The organism is Nostoc cycadae WK-1 (genome assembly GCF_002897135.1).
In the GTDB taxonomy this organism is placed as follows: domain Bacteria; phylum Cyanobacteriota; class Cyanobacteriia; order Cyanobacteriales; family Nostocaceae; genus Nostoc_B.
Genome location: NZ_DF978432.1, coordinates 1 through 12,764, shown reverse-complemented (window position 1 = coordinate 12,764; position 12,764 = coordinate 1). Strand labels below are relative to the sequence as shown.

Genomic DNA, 12,764 nt, shown 5'->3' with positions numbered 1-12,764 from the left:
ATGTATTAACTTAATATTATTTAATATTTAGCGATGCGCTAATTAAATTTAGTACATCACTAAATTCAAAGGGTTTATTGAGGGCAAGTCATTTAGTTGTTGTAGTGATATGGGTTTTGATATAAAAGTTAATGTTTGTAACTAAAAACCCTGTTGTTTCTATAAACTGAAGAGAAACCTAGATAAACCAAGTTCAAAAAACGTGTGTCAAATCAGCGCGAACGCTTTTCTGGAGGGGATACTGACCGGGTATCCTTTACCCTTGCACCTGGTGTGCGGCAAAAGGTAGATGATGTACTGCCGATATTGGGTGGCACTTTAGCAAAAACTCTAAGGCGTTTAGTTGATTTGGGTTTGGATTTAGTTGACCTAGCTCAAAAAAGTGGTAAACCAGTTCCTCAACCGGGTAATTTGGAGCAGATGTTTTCGGGTTATACCTCTTTGGGTATAGAACTGATATTTGCGTGCGAATCCTTGGGTTTACCAGTACCTGAAGTGGGTCAGGTGGGAGTTTGGTTTGTAGATAATCTCTCCCTTGGTTTGGGTGATATTGAGGGGATTAAGAAAGATAATGATTTTGGGGCATCACGTATATTTCGTTTAAGTCGAGAAATTCAGAGGTTTTTTCAGCAGCAGCTTAATGTACTATCAGAAGATGAGTATGCTGCATTTTTGAGGAATTTGCATCGGGAAGCTATTATTGGGCAAGAGTTTGTAGCTGCTTGTCAGACGCTGGGTTTGCAGTTACCAGAGACAGGAAAACTACATGAATGGTTACAAGATTTGGTGGAGCGATCGCGCAGCCTGTCTACAGTAGAATCCCAATTATCAAATGAGTTATTAGAAGAATGTGAGCGATTGGGGATAGATCCGCCAAAACCTGGTGAGGTTGGAGCGTGGCTACAAAATACCCGCCCTGCGGTATTTGAGGAGCCAATGCACGAACATAGGTTACCTTTTACAGATGATGGTTTGCCTTTAGGGGGGTCACAACCGTTTTTGGAGCATTTACTGACACTAAATGCACCGCCAACAGAAGATGAGCAGTATGACATTGCTCATAGGTTTGGTGTAGACCCAGCGCATCTGAAGGAACTCATATCCCGTATGAGATTTGACAGGAACGGACAGACAAATAATTGTCATTAATTTGCTGAGGGAATAAATGCATGGATGCCATTGAAGATTCCTCAACGTTGTGGACTTTATTATCTAGACCTGGATGGGAGATTAAGCCGAACCCAGTAAAGCATTTACTCAAAATTAAAGCTCCTGCCTACCAGGAAGCATTAATACTTTATACTAACTATCGAAAATTTCTAGCGACGTGGGCTGCATCCCTCAACTGTACCTGTGCTTTGATTGGAATTCAGGGGATGCGCGGATCTGCATTCAAAATTCTTGCAGCAACGCCAGCATCGCAGCAGAAGTTATACGAAGACTTAATTTTTGCAAGCTTACAAAAGTCGGTTCGTTTTGAATCTAATGGACTGGGCGAAAGCGATCGCTACTTTGAGGATAATATCTACGAATCTCGAGGCTTTTACATTGCCGAAACTTTTTTGTACCCTGAACTCAGACCAATTGTTGATGAAGTATTTTCAAACCCAGACAAGAAACTTGCTCTAACACGAATGTCTGACAATTTTCAATTGATCGTGTCCGCATCAGCAGCACGGGCAATGAGTTCTGACTCACAAGATGTGGTGCGTCGTCGAACCACAGATTTTTGGCACGCTAGAGACTACCAGATTTTTATACAGAAGTTTAAGCATGATGGTAGCACAGGTTTTGAAATCACTTACCAGGCAACGACAAATTTGCCCAAGACTAATCCTTTAGCAGCGTGGGCACAGTTTACTACGAGTTATAGGTTTTTTGAGATTGATATAGGCGGGCGCAGGGAAGTTTACCGTTTGGGCGAAGGTAAAGACATTACACCAATCAACCGTCCCAAGATTGTTTCATAATTAGCGAGGTTTTATGGCAGTAAGATTCCTAGAAAATAAGGGCAGTGGCAATATCCTAGAGATTAGTAAAGCTAGGCTTTTGGAGCTTACTCCTAATGTTTATCCCCTTACTTGGGAAGCGATTCTTTCAGGTAAAGGTGATAGTGTAGCTATTTTGGGTGCAGGTTTTGCCGAACGTGAAGTTTTTTTTGGTTTTGAAGGAGTTGGCTTGACGCGCTACCAACTTCCGACAATTGACTGTTACGACATTGCTACTCATCCACCAGAAAAGTTTTTAGCTTTACGCAGCCAATACCCAAATCTACAGTTAAATTATTTTTGCGATCGCAATCTAGCAGAACTTGAACTGACAAAACTTTACGCTCCTAAAACCTTACGGTTAATTTCAGTACATGGAGTGTTAGATTATTTACAACCAAATGCCGTTATGCGGTTGTTACTCGATATAGTGAAGGTGCAACCGGAGGCAATATCAGTGCGGCTATTTTTAATTGGAAACCCGTGGTCGCGGAATTTTGCAAGTACAAATCAGTTAGCTGAGGAAGTAAAATCAATTGAAATTATTACAAGTAGTTTGATTGAACCAATTGATTTTAATCTATTTTGTCGTACAGGTATTGTTAGATTAGATATTTCAGATGAAGATAAAATTGCACATAATTTATTACCAACATATGGTGCCTCCCATATAATCCCTGATAAGTTAGTTGGATATCTTAAAACTCAAGGATATCAACTTATAACAAGCGATGTGTACTCACTTACTAGTCAAGATTTACAAGGATATGAATCACAACATTCTAATCTTAATGAAGATGAATTTACGCATTATCCGCACGGAATATTGTTATTTTTCAAACGATAAAATAGCTAGTTCCATAAAATTCATAGGTGTAATTAACTAAATTTATCTAAAAGCGCAGTTAAAGAAATAATGTTAATACTTAAAGTAAGGTTATCTAATTTATAAGAGGTTATTTGATAAGTATAAAATTGTTTGGGAGAGCAAAATGTTAAAAGAACTTCACCTCCAGCAAGTTGGCCCTGCTGCCCACTTTGATGTCGCATTTGCCGATAGACTCAATATATTTACAGGTGATAATGGTTTAGGTAAAAGTTTTTTACTAGATATCGCTTGGTGGGTGATGACTACAAATTGGGTAGAACAACCAGCGTACCCACAGCGAGTCAGAGGTGAAAATCCGCAAATTACAGGAATAGTTAGCAATAAAAAAGATATAAGAGAATATCAGAGTTACTTTGATTTTTCTGAACAAAAATGGCGTAGTTTACAAATGCCTCCTTTATTAAAAGAGGTCGTTATTTATGTACGGTTTGATGGTAGTTTTTCTGTTTTTGACCCAGCTCGCCAACGCGATATTGCTTATAATTTTAATCCAAATACACTCTGGAATGGATTAAAATTAAAAAATAAAGTTCTTTGTAATGGTTTAATTCAAGATTGGGTATCATGGCAAAATCAACCAAATAAATATCCATTCCAACTATTTTCTAATGTTATTAAAAAACTTGCACCTCACCCTTCAGAATGGATAGAAGTGGGAGAGCCAACGCGAGTTTCTATTGAAGATGTGCGCGATATTCCTACAGTTAACTTACCTTACGGAAATGTTCCTGTCACTCAAACATCAGCAGGAATGAAGCGTATTCTGGGACTAGCTTATTTACTAGTATGGACTTGGTACGAACATAAAAAAGCTGCTGAATTACGGCAACAAAAGCCAGTAAATCAGATAGTTTTACTAATTGATGAAATTGAATCTCATTTACATCCTCGTTGGCAGAGAGTGATTTTACCAGCTATTTTAGCTGTAGTGAAAGAATTACAACCCAGGATGAAGATACAGGCTTTAGTAACTACTCATTCTCCACTTGTTCTTGCTTCCTTAGAGCCAAATTTTAATGAGCAAGAAGATCAACTATTTTTATTTAAATTACAAGATAGAGAAGTTAGCCTTGATGAAGTACCTTGGTCAAAACAAGGGGATACAGTTGGATGGTTAACCTCAGAAATTTTTGGTCTCAAACAAGCCCGTTCCAAGGAAGCAGAAATCGCAATTGAAGCAGCAGAGGCTTGGATGCGTAATGATGATATGAATGCGTTTCCAGAACACTTGAGAAGACCAACACAAATCCATCAGGAACTTCAAAGAGTTTTACCAGGACATGACCCATTTTGGCCCCGTTGGATAGTTACAACGGAGAAAAGAAATTTTGGGTTATCAGAGGTATAACACAGATGATGCCATTTAATCCTCCTCCAGAACCGCCTGATTTTGATGAAAAAGTGCGACAACCGGGAAATACTTGGTTGGAAAAAAATCCTGATCCCAAAAAAGGAACCAGAGATTATTGGTCGCCTTTCAAAAGTTATTTAGCCGATGGATTTAATAATCTTTGTGGCTATAGCGTTATGTACGAACCAGTTGGGACAGTAGATCATTATCGCAGCCGTGAAAATTATCGCAATTTAGCTTATGAATGGAGCAATTTACGCTTTGCTTCTGCTTGGATTAATAGTAGTAAAGGTACGCTTGACGACCAGGTGCTTGATCCTTTTGATTTGGGAGAAGATTGGTTTGAAATTTTACTTCCTTCCCTACAATTAGTATTAACAGATAAAGTTACTCCGCAACAACTTCAAAGGGCAGAATTTACTTTGGAAAGGTTGCGGTTACGGGATGACGAAAGAGTCTTGCGCCAGCGTCAACAATGGTATCAACTTTATTTGGATGGTGATTTGACTCTACAAGGGGGAAAAGTAGCGAGCGTGACATGAGCCGCCACGTAACGTCTGAAAGTCTTGCTACGGAAGGGTTACAAAAATAAAATTGCTCTCCGACCCGAAAATCGCCGAAAAACCTAATTTTTGGTGTCCCAATTGAAGCTTAGGCTATTTGGTACTGCATTTAGTAACGTAGCCATGAGGGTTTCAGGCTCTTAAAAATGGGATGGTTTAATTGGTACAGCCCTTCCTAGAGTATTTTGGTACGTCAAATGCTGTCGGCATCTCAAAACCGAAAAAATTTTCTGAAATCTTTATAATGTAAGGATTTCAGGGCTTGCATGGCGGCTTGTGACAGCTTGGCCACTTTTACCCCTACAAGGATTAGAGAAAAAAGCCCCTCTGATAGCTCGCGCGGTAAAGAAACAGCAGCAGGCTATTTCTCAACAAGGGTAAGCTTTGCAGTTATTAGATTGTGAAGGCAAGTATTTTCATAACATGAGACTGCAAGATAAATGGGTAAAAGTTCGATGAACTTCTCACAGGCTATTAAGTCCCATATTTCGTTATATATTTCTGTTAGAGTAATTTTTTATTAAAAGAGTATTTTTTTTATTGTTTTTACTCATATATACAAACGTGCTTGCATTATCAACAGGCAGTATGTAACTTGGCTAGTGTGCAGTTTATTTGGAGATAGGTTGAACTATAGATGTATTTGAGTTGAGCTATACCTGTACTAAACTGGCATATTTGGTAAATTATTTTCTAATTGATAAACAGTTTAGTAATTTACTAGTTTAATTCGCTTCTCATTGATGTTGTCTTTTACTTGGAATTGAGTTTGATGATATGTGAAAACGTTATCTACACCCAAAAAACACTTGCCGAAAGATACGGGATTTCAATCTCTGCTTTACAAAAGTGGTATCCCTATGCCGGTATAGTCAAACCGCGAAAGCGGGGAGGATATTTTGATGCAGCAACAGTTGAGATTGCTGATGTTTTCTACGTTGCTACCAAAATTCGGCGGTTGACGTATAAGGAATATTTACAGCAAGTAATTCCTGCTGGTGGCTTAGATGCTTATTTACAAAAAGTTAATGGCTTAACTCTTTATAACTTTTTGACCAAGCATATATCTGATGAAGAAAAAAATAACCCGATTGTGCAATCAGTAATTAGGAGAATTGAGCGCAATGAAGCATATCAACAAAGTGGCAGAGACTTTGCAGGTGTCGCCTGATGTAGTACGTACCTGCTGTCGGTTGTTAGATTTAGCTTTGCAGCCAAATGATACGCTTGATGAAACAATCGAACAGCAATTAGTTCAACTTAAAGAAATAGCTTCTCGTGAAGGTATGTCCTTGGAAGAAGCTGCCCAGCACTTGATTGCAATGCGCGATCGCAAATCAGAAGTAGGCGAACATAAGTTCGACAAGCGCGAGTATATTAAACAACGATTTGGCGTAGACCCAGAACAAGCTTCCCCTGATAGTTTTGTAGGAATACTTTATCGGGATGCAGACAGGGGAATTCAGTTAGGAGAATTACGCCATAAAGTGGTGCTTGAATCTTCCACACTTGCTCTAGAAGAATTTGTTTTTCATGGCAGTAGTTCGCTGGCTGAAGGTAATACTTCCGTTGCGCCTGGTTACGATCAGGCGCAAGAGCGAATCAATTCGCGCATTGATAACGATTTTTTCGGCAAAGTGAACTGGGGGGAAGAGACTCATCCACTGTTGGTCAGTACATCGACACCGCCGCCGAGACAGTTGAAGTCCTCGCAGCCGAAAACCGTGCAATCTCCGAAGAAATAGTAGCTCAGATGCTACCCATCTGCTATCGAATACGGGATGAGAGTTTACTTAATTTGAGAAAAACATCTACTCAAGCAGTTGGTATAAATTTACTTTCGGTAGTAGCTGGTACTGTGGTTGGGACATGGGTAGCAATTCCCCCAACGCAGGATAAACAAGAGATTTACAGCATCCAGCCAATTTTGATTGGTGTAGGCATAGGTGAATTAGTTGGTTTAATTCTGGCACTAGTAGTTATTTGGTTTACCAGGGAGTAAGTATGAGTGCAGCATTTGACTTTTTGGTTAACACTGCGGGTGGTTTGTTAATGAACTTGGGTGTTTCTGGGATGGTAGGACAGCTATTGGGAGTGGGGGCCACGCTTGCCTTGCACCCTCTGTTATTACTAACCGGGATAGTTGTGGGTGGTGCAGGAATTGCGATCGCCCGCGAGTTAAACAAGCGCCCTCAGTTGCAGTTGGTTGTTGATAATACGTAAGGGGTAAATTATGTTTACTCCTACACCTGTGCGAAATAAACAGCCAAGTCGAAGAAGACAAAAGGTAAATGTTACCCTGTGGACGGTTTGTTCAACTGTTAGTGCGCTGTCTGTTATAGGGGCGGTTGCATTGATGGTTGGATGGAAGCAACAAATTCCAGGTAATCAAATATCGGAGGTACAACAGGTAAAGGCGCAAGTTTCCCAAATTCGGGAGGTATACTTAGAGAAGCTTTCTCGTACTGACTACAATATAGACCATCTGTCCAGTTACTCCTCAGTAGAGGGTGCGCCTACTCTTACAGGCTGGCGACAGTTGGCGGCGGCATTGTGGGGACAGCAATTGCGGGGTGAAATATCCAGGATGCAAGCTAATGAGAAATCTGGATTTTACCGCCTTCACTATATGCCGGCACTAGAGATAGTTAAATTCAACTCGCTGGATGTTTTACTAGAAGCGGCTTCTGGAAATAATAGTTTTTACTGGGGATACCGCAAAACCGATGGTACGAAAGTTGAGGAGAAGATACCAACCGGAGCTGCTGCTGTTTTGATCTTGGGTAAATTAGAGGCGATTGATTACGCCCAGAATTTGGAATCTCAACCATCGGTCGATCTGAATCAAATGCTAATTCAGATTAGGAATGCTCAAGAACCATACTCGCTTGCACAGGCGCAGCTGTTACGGGCGCGGGGGTATTTAGATCCAGTAGAGCAGATGGCACAGGTGGCAGACATCCGCGAGAAAATACGCCAGAAGGAGGAGGAAAGGCGAATATATCTCCAACAAATGAAGAAGCAATTACCTCAGCCAATTCCTAATAGAAAGCCTGTTAATAAATCAGGGGAGTGATGTCATGTATGTTAAGTTTGCTGCTGCGATAATTTGCATAGCTTTGTGTTCGCTCAATGTTGTAGCGGCAGTCAAACGTACCCCTATTCGTACTACCCTGGAAGGTTCAACTCGCACAACGATTGAGATGATGCCATCTCCCAATTCAGGAGTGCATTGGATGAGTGCAGTTATATTTCTGGCTGGGTTTACTTGTTTCTTGAGTTGGGGAATTTCTGACTATAACAATGCAGTTGAAGAAACAGATGCAGTGTCTGAAAATTTGGGAAAATCTGGCAATCAACAACTTCATGTTGGTGTTCCTAATACTGATATTCAGACTTCTTTAATCCCCCCAGTTTCGCCTCCTGGGATGAGATTTAATAACGAATTTTCTGCTAAAAATGTCGTTCAATTTTCTCCTCGTTCTGCTGTTTCTGGATTAGGGCGAGTAGATAGTAGTCAGTTTGTTGAAGATGGAGTGCAAAATCAACCTGGAATGTTATCTCCAGAAGAGTTTTACGCCCAACTTCAAGATGAAGATTTTTGGGAAGATACTAACTCCCAAATAAATAATAAACCCGCCAGTTAATTAATTTGAGGTCATATTATGAGTAGAAATCAACGCCGTAATTTTGATGTTGATTATTCTGAAGGTGGAGCAATTGTGCCTGCCAATCGGTTGCAAAATATGTTGCAGCAGGTACAGCAAGGAGGAATGGTAAATCAGCAACCTAACATTTCTCCTATGACCACTTATGATACTCAACCCGTAGAAGTTAGGTATATTAATGCGCCTACTGCTTATAAGCCGAAAGTTCCTCAGATAGAAATTCCCTACATTGAGACTTGGAAAGCACATCGACTACATCCGCAGAATCCCTGGAGATTTGGCTGGTATCCAGTATATTTTTTATCAGATGTAATTAAATCTCCTGTAGGTGTCGCTGCTGTAGGAGTGTGGTTGTTAATAATGCTGTTGAATTTTCTCCTTAATGGCAGTTACACCGGGCCAGGATATGCAGCTGGGAAGAAGATTGAAGTTGTACCCAAGGAAGTTCCTTCTTTTGCCCTGCCTGTGGTTAAACAATTGGAATAATGTGGATAAAGGCAATTTTTTGGTTCGTACTGCTGGTGTGGATTGCAGATATCTTGCAACCAGGATATTTGCAGTTTTATAACTGGCGTAATGCTGTGGCGTTGGCACAAAAGCTTCCATTTTTATCGCCGACTGCTGTTTCTACTGCTACACCTAGTGTGAATATATCTTCTAATCCTGTCTCTACGCGCTATTCCCCTAAAGTTAAGGAATCTGCAACATCCGGAGATGGCTTAAATTCTCCTGACTGCCGTGTAGCTCAGAATGATTTTGAGGAAGTATTGAGTACTGCAAAGATTGGTTGTTGGCAGGTTTCTCCTGCTAATGCAAAAAGGCGTTGAGACAATGCGAATAATCTTTGAAACTGACGGTAAAAAGGAGGTTAGTAATTCGACTGTAACTAGTTTGGATGAGACGGTCGATACTAGTTCGAGTGCAAATTGGAGATATGCGATCGCCACCTCAGTTTTAATTGCAGCGATGGTCATTCCCCAGGTTTCTGGATGGATTGAATCTCAACTCTTAGTTAAATCTCTCCAAGCTCTAATACTACCAAAAACTATTCGTAGTAATCAGGTTTTAAATAATCGTCGAATTGTCTTTCCTACTGCGGCTGGTACTCCTGTAACTAGTGAATTTGGTTGGCGGACACACCCCATTACAGGCGATCGCAAGTTTCACAGGGGAATTGATTTTGGCGCAGCCAAGGGTACTCCAATTTATGCAGTTGATGCTGGCCGAGTAGCTTTTGCGGGTGATAAGGATGGTTACGGCAAAGCAGTTATTATTCAGCATCAGGGAAGTTTATCTACTCTCTACGGTCATGCTAGTCAGCTGTATGTACAGCAGGGACAACTTGTTGTCCGTGGGCAGATGATTGCAGCAGTAGGTAGTACGGGGTTTTCGACGGGGCCACATTTACATTTTGAGGTTCACGTTAATGGTGTAGCGCAGAACCCCCACCCTTATTTACACGAATATTTAGCAAACCGTTGAAAGTTATTTAGCTATTGGCAAGAGCAATGCAAATTGTACCGATTTTTATATCAGGTGTGGTTGGTGCAGCCTGCTCTGTTGCATTTTCTTTTGGAGTAGCTTCACTGCCATGTGGATTAGTATCCAAGGGTGCGGATAGTGTTTGCCAAGTGCGTAGTTTCGGTAAGGCAGTTGATAGTTGGAAATTTGGGTTTATTGTTGGTGGTTTAGTAGGATTGATTTTCAGTCCTCGTCATCAATTTATATCCCGTTTTCAACCCATTCATTTGTCAACTGCTTCCTTAATTACTTTAGGCATTTATTTTTCAATTTCTCAAAGTACTGGTGTTTCTTCATTGTCATCAAATAGTTTAAAAATAAGAGTTAGTGCAAGAGATTACTTACCACATCTTTATTCACCACGTTTGAGTGCTTTTTTAGCAACAATTCGTTGGGCAGAAACAGGAACCAGTGAGCCAGAAAGTTATCGCAAGTTAGTATTTAACGGAACTTTTAATGATTTTTCTACGCACCCGTTAAAGAAACAGTGCGCTCCTATTAATGGTAAAAATGTTTGTTCGACTGCGGCTGGTGCTTATCAAATGTTGGATATAAGTTGGTATGACCTTCGGCCGAAGTTAAACTTAAAAGATTTTAGTCCAGCTTCTCAGGACAAGATGGCAATTGAATATATTCGTCGTAATAATGCTTTAAGTGACATTGAAGCAGGAAGGTTTGATACTGCTGTATGCAAAGTAGGTAGAATTTGGGCTTCGTTTCCTTGTAATAATTACAATCAAAATGCTAAATCAATTGCTCAATTAAGAACTTACTATCAGCAGCAATTACAGAAGTTTGAAATTTCTAGAAAGTGAAACTTAGTAATGTTACCACCATACAATAACACTAATGGTAATACTGAAATTCAAAAACAACAGCTTTGGACTGCAATTGTACAGGCCAAACAAGATGGTTTGAGCAATGAAGAGATTGTAGAGAATGTACAGGAAGCTTTACCGGACGCAATGGTTTTTTATGCTGAAACTGTTTTAAAGCAGATTGACTTTAGAGCAAAATTATCACGTCCAGTTGTTGAATTTAACTTAGAATTTTTATTTCAGATGATATACGAATCAGTAATTGCAGGTACAAACGATGATGAAATATTATCAATATGTGCAGAACACTGTACTTTAAATCAGTACGAGTTTGTACGTTATGCACTTGAGTATATCCATCTCAATCGAATGCCATCACAGTGGGAGCAAAATAACGTGTATCAAAAAATGATTGAGATAGTTAGTAGCTCGCCAATTGAATCTTTATTTGAACATATAGAATCAATCAAAAATATTTATCTCAAGCAGATTGGTTATAAAGTAGTTCAGGAGAATCTTTATAATTTATTTTTGAGCAATAAAGGAACTGGTTATTTTACTGATTTAGCAAATAAATCGAGAGATAACTTTATTAAAAACTATTGCTGTCGAACGGCAGTGCTTGTTGCGCGTGCCACAGGTAAACCATTAGATTTAAAAGTGACAGGTAATGGCTCAATTCTTTTAAAAGAACCTAAATATTTGGATAGTGAAATTGCTAATAATGAGATTGCTAGCTTAAATGTTTTAACTATGGGACAAGCAGGAAAACTATTAGTTGATACTTTAGAAGATTTTAATATTAATGCTAAGTATATTGATGCCAAAAATGGCCCCACTTTTAACCGTATTAGGGTAAAACTGGGACGGGGTGTTAGTTACAAGAAAGTAGAAGATATAGGTAATGACTTAGTACAGCAACTGGGTGAAGAATTAGGCTTAAAAGTTGCGCCAATGGTGAGTGTAGTGCCTGGGGGAGTTGTATTTGACATACCCCGGTTAGATAGACAATTTGCTTATTTCCGCGATTACTTTACTTTTGACGGCGAACCTGACATTTATTCGGTGTCTATCCCCGGTGGTGTTGATGTTGATGGCACTTATGTCGAAATTCCCCTTTATAGCGATAATGTGACTCATATCCTGGGTGGTGGACGGACGCGGGGTGGAAAATCGCAGTTTGAGAAAGCCGCAATCTTGTATTTAGTGCGACGATATCCCCCTTCTGTTGTTCGATTGGCACTTTCAGATGTTAAGCGCGTGACCTTTGGTAAATTTGATGGGCTTCCCCATCTTGTAGCCCCAGTTGCGCGTGATGCAGAGTCTACCGCTAACTTGCTTGATTACTTAGTCGAAGAAATGGAATTGCGCTACCAGGAATTTGAACGCCACACCAGTATTGAAACGATCGCACAGTACAACTCACGGTTCGCACCTGATTGCATCATGCCACGAGTGATTTGTCTAATTGACGAGTGTTTTGACCTACTTTCCGATGATAATTATTGCGATCGCATTGAGACTGCGCTGATGAAGTTGCTTGCAAAAGCGGGTGGTGCAGGGATTCATGTATTGTTATATACCCAGCGACCTGACAAAAACGTGATAGACCCGTTGATTCGCTCAAACTTTCCAGCGAAGACAGCCTTTGTTACAACCCGTCCTGAAGATAGTTGTATTATCCTGGGGGACGATAAAGACAAGCGTGCAGTTTATTTGCTGGGATACGGTGATTTTTTGTACAAGACGACTGAAGTTTTACGACTCCAAGCTTTATATGTTGCTGATGATGAAGATCCTGAATACTTCCAGCAATTACTCTTGGAAGCAAAAAACCAGAACGATCCTTATACAGCATGGAAATCTGGGTTAGACTTTGATGAATTTGTCGCTAGTCTGTATGGCGAGAGTAGTAGTAATGATAATGGTAAATTTAATATGCTTTGAATCATAATATGAGAAAAAT

Annotated in this window: 16 protein-coding genes; all 16 read left to right on the top strand. The window is 40.0% G+C overall.

Translation table 11 applies throughout. The annotated features are described in order from the left end of the window. The first annotated feature begins 204 nt into the window (after positions 1-204). The 16 genes from NCWK1_RS17745 to NCWK1_RS17670 all read left to right on the top strand — a co-directional run bounded on the left by NCWK1_RS17745 (position 205) and on the right by NCWK1_RS17670 (position 12,745). Positions 205-1,149 carry a hypothetical protein gene (locus tag NCWK1_RS17745; RefSeq protein WP_103125623.1) on the top strand — a complete coding sequence of 315 codons (945 nt, stop codon included), beginning with the start codon at positions 205-207 and terminating at the stop codon, positions 1,147-1,149. Positions 1,150-1,169: 20 nt separating this feature from the next. Continuing rightward, positions 1,170-1,970: a hypothetical protein gene (locus NCWK1_RS17740; protein WP_103125622.1), complete on the top strand. Its 801-nt coding sequence runs from the start codon at positions 1,170-1,172 to the stop codon at positions 1,968-1,970. 13 nt (positions 1,971-1,983) lie between these two features. Then, positions 1,984-2,835, top strand: a complete 852-nt coding sequence (locus NCWK1_RS17735) for a hypothetical protein (RefSeq protein WP_103125621.1) — start codon at positions 1,984-1,986, stop codon at positions 2,833-2,835. Positions 2,836-2,980: 145 nt separating this feature from the next. Then, positions 2,981-4,225, top strand: coding sequence for an AAA family ATPase (locus NCWK1_RS17730; protein ID WP_103125620.1), 1,245 nt, complete (start codon positions 2,981-2,983; stop codon positions 4,223-4,225). Between the two features lie 5 nt (positions 4,226-4,230). After that, positions 4,231-4,770 (top strand): HNH endonuclease family protein, encoded by a 540-nt coding sequence (locus tag NCWK1_RS17725; RefSeq protein WP_103125619.1) that lies wholly within the window; start codon positions 4,231-4,233, stop codon positions 4,768-4,770. A gap of 793 nt (positions 4,771-5,563) precedes the next feature. Further along, positions 5,564-5,962: a hypothetical protein gene (locus tag NCWK1_RS17720; protein WP_010994008.1), complete on the top strand. Its 399-nt coding sequence runs from the start codon at positions 5,564-5,566 to the stop codon at positions 5,960-5,962. 22 nt (positions 5,963-5,984) lie between these two features. After that, positions 5,985-6,536 carry a hypothetical protein gene (locus tag NCWK1_RS17715; protein ID WP_103125618.1) on the top strand — a complete coding sequence of 184 codons (552 nt, stop codon included), beginning with the start codon at positions 5,985-5,987 and terminating at the stop codon, positions 6,534-6,536. 8 nt (positions 6,537-6,544) lie between these two features. Then, positions 6,545-6,793 (top strand): hypothetical protein, encoded by a 249-nt coding sequence (locus tag NCWK1_RS17710; protein WP_011316695.1) that lies wholly within the window; start codon positions 6,545-6,547, stop codon positions 6,791-6,793. 2 nt (positions 6,794-6,795) lie between these two features. Then, a complete protein-coding gene (locus NCWK1_RS17705) occupies positions 6,796-7,014 on the top strand; it encodes a hypothetical protein (protein ID WP_011316696.1) in 219 nt (72 codons plus the stop codon). Positions 7,015-7,024: 10 nt separating this feature from the next. After that, positions 7,025-7,867 (top strand): phage terminase large subunit family protein, encoded by an 843-nt coding sequence (locus NCWK1_RS17700; RefSeq protein ID WP_103125617.1) that lies wholly within the window; start codon positions 7,025-7,027, stop codon positions 7,865-7,867. Positions 7,868-7,871: 4 nt separating this feature from the next. Further along, a complete protein-coding gene (locus NCWK1_RS17695) occupies positions 7,872-8,438 on the top strand; it encodes a hypothetical protein (RefSeq protein ID WP_103125616.1) in 567 nt (188 codons plus the stop codon). 18 nt (positions 8,439-8,456) lie between these two features. Beyond that, positions 8,457-8,945, top strand: a complete 489-nt coding sequence (locus tag NCWK1_RS17690) for a hypothetical protein (RefSeq protein WP_103125615.1) — start codon at positions 8,457-8,459, stop codon at positions 8,943-8,945. Then, complete coding sequence (locus NCWK1_RS17685) at positions 8,945-9,286, top strand: hypothetical protein (protein ID WP_103125614.1); 342 nt, start codon at positions 8,945-8,947, stop codon at positions 9,284-9,286. Before NCWK1_RS17690 ends, NCWK1_RS17685 begins: the two co-directional genes overlap by 1 nt. Before the next feature lie 4 nt (positions 9,287-9,290). Then, a complete protein-coding gene (locus NCWK1_RS17680; RefSeq protein ID WP_222838795.1) occupies positions 9,291-9,941 on the top strand; it encodes a M23 family metallopeptidase in 651 nt (216 codons plus the stop codon). 26 nt (positions 9,942-9,967) lie between these two features. Then, a complete protein-coding gene (locus NCWK1_RS17675; RefSeq protein WP_103125612.1) occupies positions 9,968-10,795 on the top strand; it encodes a glycoside hydrolase family 24 protein in 828 nt (275 codons plus the stop codon). 9 nt (positions 10,796-10,804) lie between these two features. Further along, positions 10,805-12,745 (top strand): DNA translocase FtsK, encoded by a 1,941-nt coding sequence (locus tag NCWK1_RS17670; RefSeq protein ID WP_245894925.1) that lies wholly within the window; start codon positions 10,805-10,807, stop codon positions 12,743-12,745. The last annotated feature ends 19 nt before the right edge of the window (positions 12,746-12,764 follow it).